The organism is Streptomyces sp. CNP082, from assembly GCF_059570535.1.
Genome location: NZ_JCANSZ010000087.1, coordinates 1 through 18,565, shown reverse-complemented (window position 1 = coordinate 18,565; position 18,565 = coordinate 1). Strand labels below are relative to the sequence as shown.

At 71.7% G+C, this 18,565-nt stretch carries 12 protein-coding genes; 10 read left to right on the top strand and 2 right to left on the bottom strand.

Going from position 1 to position 18,565, the window contains the following annotated elements; all coding sequences use genetic code 11:
* A partial coding sequence (locus B124_RS34920) for a transglycosylase domain-containing protein (protein ID WP_496507050.1) occupies positions 1-2,648 on the bottom strand: 2,648 nt, incomplete at its 3' end.
* A gap of 412 nt (positions 2,649-3,060) precedes the next feature.
* Here B124_RS34920 and B124_RS34915 point away from each other — a divergent pair.
* From B124_RS34915 to B124_RS34905, 3 genes are all read left to right on the top strand, one after another.
* Entirely contained in the window at positions 3,061-3,723 is a 663-nt protein-coding gene (locus B124_RS34915) for a PadR family transcriptional regulator (protein ID WP_496507049.1), read from the top strand.
* A 47-nt stretch (positions 3,724-3,770) separates the two neighbouring features.
* The gene (locus B124_RS34910; RefSeq protein ID WP_496507048.1) at positions 3,771-4,853 is read left to right on the top strand and encodes an inositol-3-phosphate synthase; all 1,083 of its coding nucleotides are present in this window, start codon (positions 3,771-3,773) and stop codon (positions 4,851-4,853) included.
* Positions 4,854-4,934: 81 nt separating this feature from the next.
* Entirely contained in the window at positions 4,935-6,269 is a 1,335-nt protein-coding gene (locus tag B124_RS34905) for an MFS transporter (RefSeq protein WP_496507047.1), read from the top strand.
* Between the two features lie 73 nt (positions 6,270-6,342).
* On the opposite strand, the gene B124_RS34900 is transcribed toward B124_RS34905, so the two are convergent.
* The gene (locus B124_RS34900) at positions 6,343-7,803 is read right to left on the bottom strand and encodes a CCA tRNA nucleotidyltransferase (protein WP_496507046.1); all 1,461 of its coding nucleotides are present in this window, start codon (positions 7,801-7,803) and stop codon (positions 6,343-6,345) included.
* Between the two features lie 232 nt (positions 7,804-8,035).
* Here B124_RS34900 and B124_RS34895 point away from each other — a divergent pair, with 232 nt between their 5' ends.
* The 7 genes from B124_RS34895 (at position 8,036) to trxA (ending at position 18,386) form a co-directional block, all read left to right on the top strand.
* A complete protein-coding gene (locus B124_RS34895; protein WP_496507053.1) occupies positions 8,036-10,426 on the top strand; it encodes a DUF6049 family protein in 2,391 nt (796 codons plus the stop codon).
* Between the two features lie 48 nt (positions 10,427-10,474).
* Positions 10,475-13,240, top strand: coding sequence for a murein biosynthesis integral membrane protein MurJ (gene murJ / locus B124_RS34890; RefSeq protein ID WP_496507052.1), 2,766 nt, complete (start codon positions 10,475-10,477; stop codon positions 13,238-13,240).
* Between the two features lie 111 nt (positions 13,241-13,351).
* Positions 13,352-15,244, top strand: a complete 1,893-nt coding sequence (locus tag B124_RS34885; protein WP_496507051.1) for a protein kinase family protein — start codon at positions 13,352-13,354, stop codon at positions 15,242-15,244.
* 34 nt (positions 15,245-15,278) lie between these two features.
* The gene (gene sigM / locus B124_RS34880; protein ID WP_496507045.1) at positions 15,279-15,962 is read left to right on the top strand and encodes an RNA polymerase sigma factor SigM; all 684 of its coding nucleotides are present in this window, start codon (positions 15,279-15,281) and stop codon (positions 15,960-15,962) included.
* A complete protein-coding gene (locus tag B124_RS34875) occupies positions 15,959-16,915 on the top strand; it encodes an RsmA family anti-sigma factor (protein ID WP_496507044.1) in 957 nt (318 codons plus the stop codon). Before sigM ends, B124_RS34875 begins: the two co-directional genes overlap by 4 nt.
* Before the next feature lie 118 nt (positions 16,916-17,033).
* On the top strand, positions 17,034-18,014 hold the full coding sequence (trxB, locus tag B124_RS34870) for a thioredoxin-disulfide reductase (RefSeq protein ID WP_496507043.1): 981 nt from the start codon (positions 17,034-17,036) through the stop codon (positions 18,012-18,014).
* A gap of 12 nt (positions 18,015-18,026) precedes the next feature.
* Positions 18,027-18,386: a thioredoxin gene (trxA, locus tag B124_RS34865; RefSeq protein ID WP_347579759.1), complete on the top strand. Its 360-nt coding sequence runs from the start codon at positions 18,027-18,029 to the stop codon at positions 18,384-18,386.
* Positions 18,387-18,565: the final 179 nt, after the last annotated feature.

Here is an 18,565-nt window from a genome sequence, read left to right as displayed (position 1 = left end):
GTCGTCTCGCCGGTGGTTGTCTCGCCGGTCGTCTCGCCGGTGGTTGTCTCCCCGGTCGTCTCGCCGGTATCACCGCCGTCCGTCGTGCCGCCGGTCTGGCACTCGACGTCCCACGGCTCGCACGTCTGGCTGGGCGGCGGCGGCGACGAGGGCGGCGGGGTGTGGGTCGGCTTGCCCGGCTTCTCGGAGGGCTCGGTGTAGCTCGGTTCGGGGTCGGCGTCCTCGGTCGGGGAGGGGGCGGGGACACCGTCGCCGTCGAAGATCTCACCCAGCGGGCCCGGCTCCGGGAAGTCCTCCGGGTCCTCGCCCGCCAGGGCGGCCTTCATGTAGTTGGTCCAGATCTCCGTCGGGATCGCACCACCGTGGATGGAGTCGAAGCCGCCGGTTCCGTTCATCGACAGCAGTTCCTGCTTGTCGCTGCGCGGATCGGTACGGAAGAGGGTGACGGCCGTGGACAACTGCGGGGTGTAGCCGACCCACCAGGCGGACTTGTTCTTGTCCGTGGTCCCGGTCTTGCCCGCCGCCGGCCGGCCGAGGTCGCGCGCGGCGGCGCCGGTGCCGCTGCCGTACTCGCCGAACTCGCCCTCGATGACGTTCTCCTTGAGCACCTTCGAGACGGTGTCGGCGACGTTCGCGTCGATGCCGCGCTCCGTGGTGTGCTCCTCGTACCCGTCCAGTTCCTTGCCTTCCTTGACCACCTTCGTCACGGAGTACGGCTCGATGTGCTCGCCGGAGGCGGCGAACGTGCCGTACGCGCTGGCCATGCGGATGGCGCTGGGGGTCGAGGTGCCGATGGAGAAGGAGGCGTTGTTGTTCGGGTCCATCGAGTCCTCGAGGATGCCGAGGTTCTCGGCCGTCTCGCGGATGTTGTCCAGCCCCACGTCGATGCCGAGCTGGACGTACGGGGTGTTGATGGACAGCCCGGTGGCCATGTTCAGGTCGACGTATCCGTAGCTGTTGTCACCCTCGTTGACCTGCCGGAAGTCCTTGCCTCCCGGACCGGGCATCGCGTCGCCGTTCTGGTCCCGGATGATGATGTTGTTGTTGCCGTTGTACTTGCTCTCCGGCGAGATCGCCTCGCCGTCGCTGCGGTACGTGCCGTTCTCGAACGCGGACGCGAGGACGAACGGCTTCCAGGTGGAGCCGACGGGCACGCCGAGGGTGTCGGCGTTGTTGGTGAAGTGGTCCTGGTCGAAGCCCTCGCCGCCGTACAGGGCGACGATCTTCCCCGTATCCGGTTCGACCGAGGCCCCGCCGAACTGGACGTACTTGTCCTGGTCCCGCTCCTTCGGGTCCAGGTACTCCTCGCGGGCGTCCTCGACCGCCTTCTCCATCTGCGCGACCTTCTTCTTGTCGAAGGTCGTGTAGATCCGGTAGCCGCCGCGCTCCAACTGCTCCTTGGTGATGTCGGAGTTCTTCATGACGTAGCGGTTGGCCGTCTCGATGAGATAGCCCTTCTGCCCCGTCAGGCCCGCACTGGGGTTGTACTTCTCGACCTTGGGGAAGGTGTCGTACTTGGCCCGCTCCGCCGGCGTCATCATCTTCTGGCCGTCCAGCTCGACCTCGGTCTGCCGGTCGAGGATCCACGCCCAGCGCTCCTCGGCGCGCTTGCGGTTGGCCTCCGGCGTGGCGCCGGGGACCGAGCCGCCCTGGGGGTCGTAGAGGTCGGGGCCCTTGAGGACGGCGGCGAGGACGGCGGACTGGTCGGGCTTGAGGTCCTCGGCGTCGACGCGGAAGTACGCCTGGGCGGCGGCCTGGATGCCGTAGGCGCCGCGGCCGTAGTACGCGGTGTTGAGGTAGCCGGCGAGGATCTCGTTCTTGTCGACCTTCGCGCCCACCTTGATGGAGACGAACAGCTCCTTGACCTTGCGCGAGAGCGTCTGCGACTGGTCATTGAGCATGGCGTTCTTCACGTACTGCTGGGTGATGGTCGAGCCGCTCTGGGTGGTGCCGCCGCCGGCCATGTTGAGGACAGCGCGGGTGATGCCCTTGGGGTCGATGCCGGGGTCGGAGTAGAAGGTGGCGTTCTCCGCGGCGATGACCGCGTTCTGCATCTCCTTCGGGATGTCCTCCAGATCGACGATCTGGCGGTTCTTCTCGCCGCCGTACGTGGCCATCTGGGTGCCGTCGGACCAGTAGTAGACGTTGTTCTGGGCCTTGGCGGCGGCGGCGACGTCGGGCACGTTCACGAGCATGTAGCCGAGGAAGAACAGGCCGACGAGCATGCCGAAGCCGAGCACGCACATCCCCATGACCTGCTTCCAGGAGGGGAGCCAGCGGCGCAGGCCGGTGTGGTTCGAGCGGGGGTAGTCGATGAAGCGCTTGCGCGGCGGCGGCCCGGGGCGCCGCCTGCGCCGCGGTCCTTCGTAGCCGCCCGCGCCGGAGTAGCTGCGACCGCCGCCGTGGGTGCCGCCGCCTCCGCCGCCGTGTGCGGCGCCGCCGGCTGCGGCGCCCGCTCCGGGGCCTCCGGGGCCGTACCCGGCGCCGTTGCCGCCGCCGGCCCGGCGCCGTCCGCCACCGCCGCCGGCGGCGCGGTGGCCGCCTCCGTAGCCCCCGTCCGGGCCGGGCGCCCCGTTGCGGCCGGAGTGCGCGCCGTGACGGCCTCCTCCGCGACCGCCGTTCGGCGGCTTGCGACGGTGCTCGCTCATGAAGGGACTACTCCTCGAACAGGTGGCATCGCCTGTGTACTTCTTCTGTCGGCCGGTCCCCCCGATGCACGACCGGTTATCTGTCCTCTGGCAACCAGCCGCACTGTACCGAGGACGAAGACGTCCGGCTGCGACTCCCGGTTCCCGACAGACAGCATGCGGAACAGGGTACGCACCGCCGTTGGCCGCTTTGCGCCGGGTATGAGGCGCTATACCGGACACTTCGGCGCGCCCGGTCAAGCCGATGTGACGCCGTTCACAGAACCCTCACTTGCCGCCGCCCGAGCCCCGTTCTATCGTCGAGATGTATCGAGCCGATACATCAGCACGACACATCGGTGCGACACATCGGTATGAGGCATCGGCTCGGTGGCACCACAGCGGGACATCCGCGGCACGGGAGGAGGCGGCGATGGGCAGGCGCTCAGGCATCCTGGAATTCGCCGTCCTCGGCCTGCTCCGCGAGTCCCCCATGCACGGCTACGAGCTGCGCAAGCGGCTCAACAGCTCGCTGGGGGTGTTCCGCGCGTTCAGCTACGGCAGCCTCTATCCCTGTCTCAAGACCCTCGTAGCCCAGGGATGGCTGACGGAGGAGACCCCCCCTGCACCGCAGGACGGTCCCGCCGTACCGCTGGCGGGCCGGCGCGCCAAGATCGTCTACCGGCTGACGGCCGAGGGCAAGGAGCACTTCGAGGAGCTGCTCGCCCAGACCGGGCCCGAGGCGTGGGAGGACGAGCACTTCGGCGTCCGCTTCGCCTTCTTCGGCCAGACGTCGCGTGACGTGCGGGTACGGGTGCTCGAAGGCCGGCGCAGCCGGCTGGAGGAGCGCCTGGACAAGATGCGCACGTCGCTGGCGCGCACGCGCGAGCGACTCGACGACTACACCCTGGAGCTTCAGCGTCACGGGATGGAGTCCGTCGAGCGCGAGGTGCGCTGGCTGACCGAGCTGATCGAGAGCGAACGGGCGGGGCGCGACGAGCGCTCTTCGGGAGGCGCCGGTTCAGCAGAGACGGGCGGCCTGCCCCGTGACCGGGACAGCACCCGGCCGGATCCGTCCGACGACACCGCCAACTGAGGCCCTGCCCTGGCGCGGCCTCAACGAACAACAGGGAGCAACCGTCAATGGGTTCGGTTCGCGTAGCCATCGTCGGCGTGGGCAACTGCGCCGCGTCTCTCGTGCAGGGCGTCGAGTTCTACCGGGACGCCGACCCGCGCAGCCGGGTGCCCGGGCTGATGCACGTCCAGTTCGGGGACTACCACGTCCGTGACATCGAGTTCGTCGCGGCGTTCGACGTCGACGCCAAGAAGGTGGGCCTCGACCTCGCGGACGCCATCGGGGCGAGCGAGAACAACACCATCAAGATCTGCGACGTGCCCAACAGCGGCGTGACCGTGCAGCGCGGCCACACGCTCGACGGCCTCGGGCGCTACTACCGCGAGACGATCGAGGAGTCCGCCGAGGAGCCCGTCGACGTCGTGCAGGTGCTGCGGGACCGGCAGGTCGACGTGCTGATCTGCTACCTGCCGGTGGGCTCCGAGGCCGCCGCGAAGTTCTACGCGCAGTGCGCCATCGACGCCGGCGTGGGCTTCGTCAACGCGCTGCCGGTGTTCATCGCGGGCACCAAGGAGTGGGCGGACAAGTTCACCGAGGCCGGCGTGCCGATCGTCGGTGACGACATCAAGTCGCAGGTCGGCGCCACCATCACGCACCGCGTCATGGCGAAGCTCTTCGAGGACCGGGGCGTCATCCTGGACCGTACGATGCAGCTCAACGTCGGCGGCAACATGGACTTCAAGAACATGCTGGAGCGTGACCGGCTGGAATCCAAGAAGATCTCCAAGACCCAGGCCGTCACCTCCCAGATCCCCGACCGCGAGCTGGGCGAGCACAACGTGCACATCGGCCCGTCCGACTACGTGGCCTGGCTGGACGACCGCAAGTGGGCCTACGTACGCCTGGAGGGCCGCGCCTTCGGCGAGGTGCCGCTCAACCTGGAGTACAAGCTCGAGGTCTGGGACTCGCCGAACTCCGCGGGCATCATCATCGACGCGCTGCGCGCGGCGAAGATCGCCAAGGACCGCGGCATCGGCGGCCCGGTGCTGTCGGCGTCCTCGTACTTCATGAAGTCCCCGCCCGTGCAGTACTTCGACGACGAGGCGCGGGAGAACGTGGAGAAGTTTATCCGCGGCGAAGTCGAGCGCTGAGCGCCACCGCCGGCGGCGACTCGCCGTTTCAGGGGCCCCGGGCTGCTGCCCGGGGCCCCTCGGCATGTGATGCTGAGCGCCATGCCCGTTGTACGCGACCTCCGCAGCCTGCTGCGGCTGCCCGGCTTCCGCCGGCTGCTGGCCGTGCGGCTGCTCTCCCAGGGCGCCGACGGCGTCTACCAGGTGGCGCTCGCCGCGTACGTGGTCTTCTCGCCGGAGAAGCAGACCTCGCCGGCCGCCATCGCCTCCGCGATGGCCGTGCTGCTGCTGCCGTACTCGGTCATCGGCCCCTTCGCGGGCGTGCTGCTCGACCGCTGGCGGCGCCGGCAGGTGCTGCTGTACGGCAATCTGCTGCGCGCCGTCTTCGCCGCGGGCACGGCGGCGCTGCTGCTGGCCGGGGTGCCGGACTGGCTGTTCTACCTGTCCGCGCTGTCCGTCACCGCCGTCAACCGCTTCGTGCTGTCCGGCCTCTCCGCCGCGCTGCCGCGTGTGGTGGACACCGAGGAGCAGCTCGTGGTCGGCAACTCCCTGTCGCCGACCGCGGGCACCCTGGCCGCCACCGCCGGCGGCGGTGTCGCGTTCCTCGTCGGACTGGCCGGGCCGGAGGGAGGCACGGCGGACGCAGTGACGGTGCTGGTCGGCTCGGGGCTGTATCTCTGCGCGGCGCTGGCGTCGCTGCGGATGGCGCCGGGGTCGCTGGGGCCGGACCCGGAGCTGGTGCTGCCGCGGATCGCGGCGGCGGTCGCCAGCACGGCGCGCGGGCTCGCCGCGGGGGTACACCACCTGCGCGAGCGGCGCGAGGCGGCGCACGCGCTGTCCGCCATGGGCCTGATGCGCTTCTGTTTCGGTGCACTGACCGTGATGCTGCTGATGCTGTGCCGCTACGCCTGGTCCGACGGCAAGGACGACGGCATGGCGCTGCTCGGGGTGGCCGTCGGCCTGTCGGGGCTGGGGTTCTTCATCGCGGCGGTGGTGACGCCGTCGCTGGTGACGCGGCTGGGCCGGAGCGGCTGGATGACCGTCTGCGCGGCGCTGGCGGCGGTGCTGACGCCGCTGCTGGCGCTGTCCTTCGCGCCGGAGCCGATGCTGGTGGCGGCGTTGGTCCTCGGGGTCACGACGCAGGGCGTCAAGATCACGACGGACACGGTGGTGCAGTCGTCGGTGGACGACGCGTACCGCGGCCGGGTCTTCTCCCTCTACGACATGCTCTTCAACGTCGCCTTCGTGGGCGCCGCGGCTTCCGCGGCGGTGCTGCTGCCCGCGGACGGCCGCTCGGCAGTGCTCGTCGCGGGAGTCTCGGTGGTCTTCGCGGGCGTCGCCTTGTCGATGTTTCACGTGAAACACGTGCCCGCGGAGGAGAGGGGCCCGGCAGTCCTGGAGAGCGGCACCGAGCCGCACGTTTCACGTGAAACGTGACGCCCGCGGCCGGCGCGGTGCCCCCGGCAGCCTGCTGAGACGGCGGCGGGACCGGTCTGCGGGACCGTAGACCCTAAGCCGACGGGTTCTGCTGCGCCCACCACGCGCGCAGCGCCTCGACCGCGGCCTCGTGCTCCATCGGTCCGTGCTCCAGCCGCAGCTCCAGCATGTGCCGGTACGCGCCGCCGACCGCCGGCCCGGGGCCGATGCCGAGGATCTTCATGATCTCGTTGCCGTCGAGGTCCGGGCGGATCGCGTCCAGCTCCTCCTGCGCCTGCAGCCGGACGATGCGCTCCTCCAGCCCGTCGTACGCGCGCTGCAGGGCCAGGGCCTTGCGCTTGTTGCGCGTGGTGCAGTCGGAGCGGGTCAGCTTGTGCAGCCGGTCCAGCAGCGGCCCGGCGTCACGCACATAGCGGCGCACCGCGGAGTCCGTCCACTCGCCGGTGCCGTAGCCGTGGAACCGCAGGTGCAGCTCGACCAGCCGGGAGACGTCCTTGATGTGGTCATTGGGGTACTTCAGCTTCGTCATCCGGGCCTTGGCCATCTTGGCGCCGACCACCTCGTGGTGGTGGAAGGAGACCCGGCCGTCCTTCTCGAAGCGGCGGGTGCGCGGCTTGCCGATGTCGTGGAGCAGCGCCGCGAGCCGCAGCACCAGGTCGGGCCCGTTCTCCTCCAGTGCGATGGCCTGCTCCAGCACGATCAGGGAGTGCTCGTAGACGTCCTTGTGCCGGTGGTGCTCGTCGCGCTCCAGCCGCAGCGCGGGCAGCTCCGGCAGCACGTGCTCGGCCAGTCCTGTGTCCACCACCAGGTGCAGACCCAGGCGCGGGCGGGGCGCGAGGAGCAGCTTGTTCAGCTCGTCCCTCACCCGCTCGGCGGACACGATCTCGATCCGCGCGGCCATGTCCGTCATCGCCGCGACGACCTCCGGCGCCACCTCGAAGCCCAGTTGCGCCGCGAACCGCGCGGCCCGCATCATCCGCAGCGGGTCGTCGCCGAAGGACTCCTGCGGGGTGCCGGGGGTGCGCAGCACCCGGGCCGCCAGGTCGTCCAGCCCGCCGTGCGGGTCGATGAACTCCTTCTCCGGCAGCGCCACGGCCATCGCGTTGACCGTGAAGTCCCGGCGGACGAGGTCCTCCTCGATGGAGTCGCCGTACGACACCTCGGGCTTCCGCGACGTCCGGTCGTACGCCTCGGAGCGGTAGGTGGTGATCTCGATCTGCAGATCGCCCTTGCGGCAGCCGACGGTGCCGAACGCGATGCCGACCTCCCACACCGCGTCGGCCCACGGCCGGACGATATCGAGCACCCGGTCCGGGCGGGCGTCGGTGGTGAAGTCGAGGTCGTTGCCGAGCCGGCCGAGCAGCGCGTCCCGTACGGAGCCGCCCACCAGCGCCAGCCGCGCACCGGCGTCCCGGAAGCGGTGCGCCAGGTCGTCGGCGACGGGGGAGACGCGCAGCAGTTCGCTCACGGCGCTGCGCTGGGCACGGCTGAGCGTGGCCTGCTGGGTTCGGTGGTCTTCGCGGGCATTCGGCACAACAGAACAGGGTACGGCCCGCGCGCCGCGGGACCGCAACTGGCCACCCTCCGCGGCGGCTGCGCGGTGCCCCGGCACCGATCGGGTGGCCGGGCGCCCAGAGGTTGACGCGGTCCCCGACACCCGGCGTCCCGTACCTCGTTACCATCAGGGTCCAAGGCAGGCGGCACAAGGCCGCGGGCCGGGCACGAGGACGACGAGGACGGGCGAGCGCGTGGCCGAGCTGGCACATCTGACCGGGTCCCCGGGCGGTCCTCCCGCCCGTCCCCCGGCCCACCGGCGGCTGCTGACCGCCCTGCTGCTCGTGGCGCTGCTGCTGCCGGCCGCACTCGTGCAGGTGCCGGCGGCGGGCAAGGCCCACGCGCAGCCGTCCGGCTCCCGCTCGGTGAACGTCTCCGTGGACTATATGAACCCCTCCGTCCCGTCGGACGGCGACGACCTCACGGTCTCCGGGAAGGTCACCAACAGGACCGACGCCAAGATCACCGACCCGCATGTCGCGCTGCGCCTCAGCGGGCCGCTGACGAGCCGCAGCGCGGTCACCCAGGCCACGGAGCGCACGGGCTGGATCTCGGAGTACGACGGGGCGGAGATCGACGGCCCCGGCACCGACGAGCTCAAGACCCTGGCCCCCGGCATGACCCGCGACTTCAGCATGACGATCCCCGTCAGCCGGCTGCCGCTGGACGCCCCCGGCGTCTACCAGCTCGCCGTCTCCTTCAGCGGGACGTCCGCGGACGCCGGCTACGAGCAGGTGCTCGGCATAGAGCACACCTTCCTGCCCTGGCAGCCCGACGACCTGTCGACCAAGACCCGGCTCACCTTCGTCTGGCCCGTCATCGCCACCCCCCAGCTCACCGCGCGCACCGAGCCGGACGAGCAGCAGACGCCGGTGCTCGCCAGCGACCGCCTGCTGGAGCAGATGGAGCCCGGCGGCAGGCTGCAGCAGATGGTCGCGCTCGGCGAGGAGCTGCCCGTGACGTGGGTCCTCGACCCGGACCTGCTGGCGACGGCGTCCGCGATGACGGAGGCGTACAACGTCGTGGGCGAGGACGGCGAGACCGTCCCCGGCAAGGGCCAGGAAACCGCCCGGCAGTGGCTGGCCGACCTGCAGAACGCCGTCAAGGGCCGCGAGGTCGTCGCCCTGCCCTTCGGCGACCCCGACCTGGCCGCCATCGCCCACCGCGGCCGCAAGGTCTCCGGCACCCTCGACCAGCTCGGCGAAGCGACCACCCTGGCCCGTATCACCGTGGAGTCGCTCCTGCACGTGGAGCCGGAGACCGACCTCGCCTGGCCCGCGGAGGGAGCCGTGGACAAGCGCGTCGTCGGCGTCGCGGGCGCGGCGGGGGCGCAGTGGATCCTCGCCCGCAGCGACAGCATGACCGAGAGCGGCCTGTCGTACACCCCGACCGCGGCCCGCCCCATCGGCGGCGGCCGGACGGCGCTGGTGGCCGACGCACAGCTCTCCCGGGCCTTCGAGGGGGACATGAGCCGGGCGGAGACGTTCGCCCTGGCCATCCAGGAGTTCCTCGCCCAGACGCTCGTGACGACGCTGCAGCAGCCGAACATGCAGCGGAGCCTCGTCGTCGCCCCGCAGCGCACCCCCACGCTCGGCCAGGCGCAGGCGATGGCCGAGGCGCTCAGCGACCTCGACACCAGCACGTGGATGACGCCGCTGAACCTCAGCAGCGCCGCGGAGGAGCCGGCGGACCCGGCCGCCAACCGCACGGTGCCCGGCGCCGGCGCGTACCCGAAGAAGCTGCGGAAGCAGGAGATCCCGCGCAAGGCGTTCGAGCGGATCCTCGACACCCGGCAGCAGCTCGACGACTTCTCCGACATCCTCGACGACAGCCGGCGGGTCACCGTGCCCTTCGGCAACGCCCTGCTCGGGGAGATGTCCACGCAGTGGCGCGGGCGCAAGGGGGAGGCGGAGTCGTTCCGGCGGGAGGTGCAGGGCTACCTGCAGGAGATCACCTCGCAGGTGCAGCTCATCGACAAGTCGGACCTCACGCTGTCCGGCAACAGCGGGACGATCCCGGTGACCGTGCAGAACAACCTGGTGCAGAACGTCCGCGGGCTGGAGCTGCGGCTGGAGTCGACCGTGCCCAGCCGGCTGCGGATCGAGCAGGAGCGGCAGACCATCGAGGTGGCGGGCGGCCACAGCACCTCGGTGAAGTTCGAGGCGTCCGCGCGCGCCAGCGGCCCGGTGACGATCACGGCCCAGCTCTACACCGCGGACGGCAAGCCCTTCGGTGCGGAGAAGAGCTTCCAGGTGGAGGTGACGTCCATCACCTCCACCGTGCTGCTCGTCATCGGCGCCGGGATCCTGCTGCTCGTCCTCGCCGGGGTACGCATGTACTCGCAGCGCAAGCGCGCCGCCCGGACGGCGGAGGCGGGCGAAGACACCGGCGGGAACGGGGAAGAGGACGGAAACGGGAACGGGGACGACGGCACCGGCGGTGCCGGAAGCCCGGAAGGCACGGCGAAACCCGGTAGCGACGGCGATACCGGGGAAGGCGGCATTCAGGCACCCGGAACGCACCTCACCGGGGGCGACCGCGCCGACGACACCGGCACGGAAAGCGGTGCCCGGTCGGGTGCCAGTGAGAGAGTGGAGCGGTGAGAGCGATCAGGCCGTTTCCAGGCCGGCCATGACCCTTGTGGGGTGTCGATGAACGCGCCGTACGACGGTGACCGCAGTCGGGGCACCGGCGATCCCGCGAACCTGCCGCCCGCCGGATCGCCGCCTCCGCCTGCCCACCAGCAGCCCCCGGCCGACCAGAACGCCGACCCGTACGCGCCCGACCCGTACGCGCAGGCCCCCCAGGACCCGTACGCGCCGTACCCGCAGGAGCACTACGCCCCGCCGGCCGCCGACCCGTACGGCCAGAGCGCCCCGGGCCACTACGGGCACCCCGCCGCTCCCGACCCCTACGCCCAGCACGCGCCCCCGGCCCATCCCGGCGCCCAGGACCCGTACGCACAGCCCGGTCAGCCCGGTCAGACGCTCCCCTACGGGCAGCCGCCGCAGCACGGCGGGCCCGCACAGCAGGGCCACCCCGGTCAGCAGGGCCACCCCGGTCAGTACGCGCAGCCCGCGCCCCCCGCGCACCAGGGGCAGCAGCACGGCGGCCAGTACCCGCCGGACCCGTACGGCCGCCCGGGGCAGGACCCGTACGCCCCGCCGGCCGACCCGTACGCCGCCGGCCCGCAGTCCCCCGCCCCGCAGGCGCCGCACGACCCCCGCTCCCCGTACCGCCCGCAGCAGCCGCACCACCCCCAGGGCCGGCCGCAGCAGCCGCACGCCGACCCCCGGGCCCCGTACGGCCAGCCCGCCGCCCAGGCTGCGTCCGCCCCGCCCCCGCCCTACCCCCAGGACCCGTACCTCCAGGACGCCTACGCCCCCGACCCGTACCAGCAGCGCGCCGACCCCCTCGGTGACGTGCGCTACGACCACGCCGCCCACCCCCCGCCGCCGCCGGGCAGCCAGCCCGCCGCCCAGCCGCACTACCAGCAGCCGCCCTCGCCGCACTACCGCCCGGATCCCCGCCAGTGGGCCGGCCCGCCCGCGCCCGAGCCCGACGGCCCCACCCGGCACCTGCGCTACGGCGACCAGGGCGCGCAGTTCGTCGGCGTCGACGACCTCGTCACCGGGGCCGACCGGCCGGGGCAGCAGCAGCCCGACGCCTTCGCCCACCTCTTCCGCGACCAGCGCGCCCCGCAGCCGGCCACGGCCACGGGGGTCCAGCCGCAGCCCGCGGCGCCCGCGCCCGTACCCCCGCAGCGCACCCGCGGCGGCCGGGTCGCGAGCCTGGCCCGCTCCAGCGCCGTCATGGCCGCCGGGACCCTCGTCTCGCGCATCACCGGGTTCCTGCGCACGCTGGTGATCTCCGCGGCCCTCGGCGTCGCGGTCCTCGGCGACACCTACACCGTCGCGTACACGCTGCCGACGATGATCTACATCCTCACCATCGGCGGCGGCCTCAACTCCGTCTTCGTCCCGCAACTCGTGCGCGCGATGAAGAACGACCCCGACGGCGGCACCGCCTACGCCAACCGCCTGCTGACCCTCGTCTCCGTCGTCCTCGGCGCGATGGTCCTGCTCGCCGTCCTCGCCGCCCCGCTGCTCATCCGCGCGATGTCGGTGAAGATCGCCGACGACCCGCACTCCAACGAGGTCGCGATCACCTTCGCGCGGTACTGCCTGCCCACGATCTTCTTCATGGGCATCCACGTCGTGATGGGGCAGATCCTCAACGCCCGCGGCAGCTTCGGCCCGATGATGTGGACCCCCGTCCTCAACAACATCGTCATCATCGCCACCTTCGGCCTCTTCCTCTGGGTCTACGGCACCTCCGACTCCTCGGCGATGGACGTCACCACCATCCCGCCGGAGGGCGTGCGGCTCCTCGGCGTCGGCACGCTGCTGGGCCTGGTGGTGCAGGCGCTGGCGATGATCCCGTACCTGCGGCAGACGGGCTTCAGGATCCGGCCGCGCTTCGACTGGAAGGGCCACGGCCTCGGCAAGGCGGCCACGCTCGCCAAGTGGACGTTCTTCTTCGTCCTCGCCAACCAGGCCGGCATGCTCGTCGTCACGCAGCTCGCCACCTGGGCCGGCGAGTCCGCCTCCGAGGAGGGCCACGCGGGCACCGGCATCATGGCCTTCCAGAACGCGCAGTTGATCTGGCAGATGCCGCAGGCGATCATCACGGTCTCGGTGATGGCCGCGATGCTGCCGCGCATCTCCCGGGCCGCGGCCGACGGCGACCCCCACGCGGTGCGCGACGACATCTCGCACGGCCTGCGCACCTCGGCCGTCGCCATCGTGCCGATCTCCTTCGCGCTCGTCGCCCTCGGCATCCCGATGTGCACGCTGCTGTTCGCCGCGGTCGGCAGCGACGCCGCCACCTCGATCGGGTACGTCCTGATGGCCTTCGGCCTCGGGCTGATCCCCTTCTCCGTGCAGTACGTCGTGCTGCGCGGCTTCTACGCCTACGAGGACACCCGCACGCCCTTCTACAACACGCTGATCGTCTCCGCGGTCTTCGCGGCCGGCTCGGGGATCTGCTTCCTCGTGCTGCCCGACCGGCAGGCGGTCATCGGCTTCGCCGCCTGCTACGGCATCGCGTACCTGGTCGGCGTCGGCGTCGCCTGGCAGCGGCTCAAGCGGCGGATGGGCACCAATGATCTGGACGGCACCCGCGTCGTCCGCACGTACGCCCGCCTCGTCGGCGCCAGCATCCCGGCTGCGCTCGCCGGCGGCGGCGCCGCGTGGTTCACGATGGACAAGCTCGGCGACGGCGTCACCGGCTCCCTCGCCGCGCTCATCGCCGGCTCTGCCGCCCTCGGCGCGATCTTCTACGCCGCGGCCCGGCGGATGCGGATCCAGGAGCTGAACGCGATGATGGGGATGGTCCGGGGCCGCCTCGGCCGGTAACCGGGGGCACAACCTTCCGTCATCGCCGTGTGTCGTGGATGACGTGAGGCTGTGAGCAGAATTGTCATGGCGCGGCTGCACGACACGGGAGTTGGGGAGGCAGGAACGGCGGTGGCGGAACGGAGCACGGCAGCCGTCGACGGCTCGGCGGCCGATCGCGGCGATGCGGACGACACGACGGACGCGATGGACACGGAACACCGAACCGGCGCCGCGGAGCCCCCCGCTGCCGAGGCCCCCGCCGCGGCAGCCCCTGACTCCAGCGCTGCGGAGGCCGGTGGCGCGAAGACCGATGACACGAAGACCGGTGACGCGGAGACCGGTGACGCAGAGGCCCGTGACGCGGAGGCCCGTGACGCAGAGGCCCGTGACGCGGGAGCCGGCGACGCCGAGCCGGCCGCCGCGGACGCCCCCGCCGCGAAAACCCCCGCGCCCGAAGCGCCGCCCCGGCCGAGTGTCTCCGTCGCCGACATGCACAGCGGCCACAAACTGGCCGAGCGCTACCGCCTGGAGGAGTGCGTCACCCGGCTCGACGGCTTCAGCAGTTGGCGCGCGGTCGACGAGAAGCTCCGCCGCGCCGTCGGCGTCCACGTCCTGGCCGCCCGGCACGACCGCGCCGACGCCGTCCTCGACGCCGCCCGCGCCGCCGCCCTCATCGGCGACCCGCGCTTCGTCCAGGTCCTCGACGCCGTCGAGGAGGACGACGTCGTCTACGTGGTCCACGAATGGCTCCCCGACGCCACCGAGCTGTCCACGCTGCTCGCCGGTGGCGCGCCGCTGGAGCCGCACGAGGCGTACGAGCTCATCACACAGGTCTCCCAGGCGTTGGCCGCCGCCCACCGCAAGGACCTCCCGCACCTGCGGCTCACGCCGTCCGCCGTCCTGCGGACCGGCACCGGGCAGTGGCGCATCCGCGGGCTGTCCGTGCACGCGGCGCTGCACGGCACCGAGGCGGACGATCCGCAGCGCACCGACACCGAGGCCGTCGGCGCCCTGCTGTACGCGGCGCTGACGGGACGCTGGCCGTACGAGGGGGACGCCTACGGGCTGGCCGGGCTGCCCAAGCACGTCGGCCTCATCGCACCGGACCAGGTGCGCGCGGGGGTGCACCGCGGGCTGTCGGAGCTGGCGATGCGCGCGCTCGCAGCCGGCGCCCCCGCCACCGCGGCGCACGCGCGGCTGTGTACGACGCCCGCGGAGCTGAGCGCCGCGTGCGCCGAGCTGCCCCGCATCCGCCCCCCGGAGCCGCAGTACCCGCGGCCCGCGCCGTACCAGCAGACGACGTACCAACAGGGCTACGCGCAGAGCGGCGGCCGTCCCGGCGGGCCCGCCGCGCGCCCCGCCACCGCCGTGCCGCCGCCCGCTCCGCCCACGCTGCCGGGGCGGACGGGGAAGGCAGTGAAGTGGTGCGTGTCCGTGCTGCTGATCGTCGCGCTCGCCCTCGGGAGCTGGCAGCTCGCCGACGCCCTCATCAACCACGACGGCCACAACGACGACACCGGCAACTCCGCGGCCCAGCCGGGCGGGGGCGGAGGCTCCGGCGGCGGTCGCCAGGGCGGCAAGCCGGTGGAGATCGAGAGCGCCCGGGACTTCGACCCGTACGGCACCGGCAGTGAGTCCCCGAGCAGCGTCCCCGCGGCCTACGACTCCGACCCGTCGAGCTACTGGGAGACCAAGTGGTACACCAGCGAGGTCTTCGGAAATCTCAAGGAGGGCGTCGGGCTGGTCCTGGACCTCGGTGAGCCGAAGCGGGTCGGCAGCGTCAAGGTGTCCCTCATCGGCGACAGCAAGCTGACCGCGATGGCCACCCCGCAGGACACGGCCGCCATGCCGACGGATCTCTCCGGCTTCGAGGAGTTCGACGCCTCGCAGGGCACCAATCTGACGCTCAAGCCCACCAAGCCGGTCGTCACCCAGTACGTTCTGCTGTGGCTCACGGAGATTCCGCCGTCGAACGAGGGCAACTTCCGTGGCAAGATCTCGGACATCGAGATCCGGAGCTGAACGCGCAGTACTCGACCGGGGGGAGGGGTCGGCGTTGGAGAACGCCAGCGGCGGCGTCGACGACCGCACACTCCTCGCCCGTCATGTCTCCGGCGAGGATCCGCACGCCTTCGCCGAGATCGTCAGGCGCCACCGCGACCGGCTGTGGGCCGTGGCGCTCCGCACCCTCGGCGACCGCGAAGAGGCCGCGGACGCGGTGCAGGACGCGCTGCTGTCGGCGTTCCGCGCGGCGCACACCTTCCGCGGCCAGTCCGCCGTCACCACCTGGCTGCACCGCATCACCGTGAATGCCTGCCTGGACCGAGCCCGCAAGGCCGCCAGCCGCCGCGCGGCACCGGTCGCGGACACCGAGCACTTCGAGCAACTGCTGGAGCCGGAGGAGTCCGCCGAGGCGCCCGCGGAGCGGGAGGACACCGGCCGTGAGCTACGCCAGGCGCTGGCGACCCTGCCCGTGGAGCAGCGGGCCGCCCTGGTGCTCGTGGACATGGCGGGGTATCCCGTCGCGGAGGCGGCCGACATCCTCGGCGTTCCCGCGGGTACCGTGAAGAGCCGCTGCGCCCGCGGTCGCGCCCGCCTCCTCCCTCTCGTACGTCATCTGCGGCTGTCCGCCGCAGGCTCCGGGACCGGCGGACGGAACCCGGCGCAGGGGACATCCGTCCCACCGACGGCAGAGCAGAACGACGTACGCACGGCGAAGGGCGGAGGTGAGAAGGCGTGACGCAGCCCCCGCAGCCCTCCGGCTCCGACGATGGGCACCCGGAGGTCGACGAGCTGGCCGACCTCGCCGAGGGCCTGACCTCCCCCGCCCGCACCCAGCAGCTCCACCGCCACCTCGACGAGTGCGCCACCTGCCGGGAGATCCAGGAAGCGCTCGACGGTGTACGCGGGCTTCTCGGCAGCCTCCCGGAGCCCGCACCGATGCCGGCCGAGATCGCGGGGCGCATCGACGCCGCGCTGGCGGCCGAGGCCCGCTACGCCGCCGATGTGTCGGGCGCCGACGTTTCACGTGAAACCGCGACGCCGGAGACCTCCGTGCCTGCGCCCCGCGAGGCTGTTTCACGTGAAACACGACCCGGCCGCCCGCACCGCCGTCCCGCCGCTCGTCGCGCGGACGCCACCGGACCGGGCCGGCGTGCCCGCCGCTGGCCGCGCGTCCTCCTCGGTGCCGCCGGAGCAGCCGCGATCGTCGCGCTGAGCGTCGTCCTCGTCCAGGTCCCCTGGAGCGACGGCAACCATCGCGAGAACGCGGACATGTCCGCCAGCCAGAAGCACACCCAGGAGAACGCCCCGCAGGCGCCGAGCGACGCCGCCGGCGAGGCGCCGCTGAACTCCGGCACGCTGGAGTCCCGGGTCCTCGGCATGCTCCGGCAGCCGGAGCGGCTGGAGGCAGGCGACGCCGGGGAGGGCACGCCCGACAGCGGCGACGATCCGTACGTCGCCGAGGGGGACGCCCCGCGGCTGCCCGACTGCGTACGGGCCGCCGTCAACCGCTCAGAGGCGCCACTCGCGGCCGAGACCGACACGTACGAGGGAACCTCCGTCTACGTCGTCGTGCTGCCGCACACCGGAGATCCGCAGCGCGTGGACGCCTACGTGGTGGATTCCTCCTGCGCTGCCTCCCCGGATCAGCCGGGCGAGATCCTGCACCGGGACACCTTCCGGCGCCCCTGAGCCGCGCCGCCCCGGCCACGGGAATGTCCGGCCCGTAGGATCCGTTGGGTGGGGTGAGGGACAGGACGCAGGCGGTCCCCACCCCTTCAGGCAGCCGGTCGTAGACAAGGAAGAGTCCGTGAGCGACGTTCGCAACGTGATCATCATCGGCTCGGGGCCGGCGGGGTACGCCGCCGCGCTGTACACCGCACGTGCCGCGCTCCAGCCGCTGGTCTTCGAAGGCGCTGTCACCGCGGGTGGCGCCCTCATGAACACCACCGACGTGGAGAACTACCCGGGGTTCCGCGACGGCATCATGGGCCCGGATCTGATGGACAACATGCGGGCACAGGCGGAGCGCTTCGGCGCCGAGCTCGTCCCCGACGACGTGGTGGCCGTCGATCTCACCGGTGACATCAAGACCGTCACCGACACCGCGGGCGGGGTACACCGCGCGCGGGCCGTGATCGTCTCCACCGGGTCGCAGCACCGCAAGCTCGGGCTGCCGCGCGAGGACGAACTGTCCGGCCGGGGCATCTCGTGGTGTGCCACCTGCGACGGCTTCTTCTTCCGCGACCAGGACATCGTGGTCGTCGGCGGCGGCGACACCGCCATGGAAGAGGCCACGTTCCTCTCCCGCTTCGCCCGCAGCGTCACGGTGGTGCACCGCCGGGACAGCCTGCGCGCCAGCAAGGCGATGCAGGAGCGTGCCTACGCGGACCCGAAGATCTCGTTCATCTGGGACAGCGAGGTCTCCGCCATCCACGGCGGCGACAAGCTCTCCGGTCTGACCCTCAGGAACACCAAGACCGGTGAGGAGTCCGAGATCGCGGTCACGGGTCTGTTCATCGCCATCGGACACGACCCGCGCACGGAGCTGTTCAAGGGACAGTTGGAGCTCGACGGGGAGGGCTACCTCACGGTCGACGCCCCCTCCACGCGCACCAACCTCACCGGGGTCTTCGCGTCGGGCGACGTCGTCGACCACACCTACCGCCAGGCGATCACCGCCGCCGGGACGGGTTGCTCTTCGGCGCTGGACGCCGAGCGCTATCTCGCCGCGATCGCCGACAAGGAGAAGTCGGCGGAGCCGGAGAAGGTCGCAGACGCCGCCGTCTGAGACCGGGCAGCCATCAACGCACAACGACGTAAGGAGTACGCCATGGCCGGTGCCACGGTGACCGCAACCGACGCGGACTTCGAGGAGAAGGTCCTCAAGAGCGACAAGCCCGTACTGGTCGACTTCTGGGCTGCCTGGTGCGGCCCGTGCCGCCAGATCGCCCCGTCGCTGGAGGCCATCGCCGCGGAGAACCCCGAGAAGATCACCATCGTCAAGCTCAACATCGACGAGAACCCGGCGACGGCCGCGAAGTACGGCATCATGTCGATCCCGACGATGAACGTCTACCAGGGCGGCGAGGTCGTGAAGACCATCGTCGGCGCCAAGCCGAAGGCAGCCCTGGAGCGCGACCTCAACGAGTTCATCGGCTGACGAAGCGATCCTCGTTTCACGTGAAACGTCAGCGTGCACGTGACACGTGAAGCGTGACGCAGACAACGAAGGGCCCGCCCCGGGGTGCGGGTTCTAGTGATCCCCGCAACACCCTGGAGTTCAGGGAGTTGCGGGGATCGTGGGTTTTGAGGAGCTGAGGGCGAGGTTCTTCGTGGCGC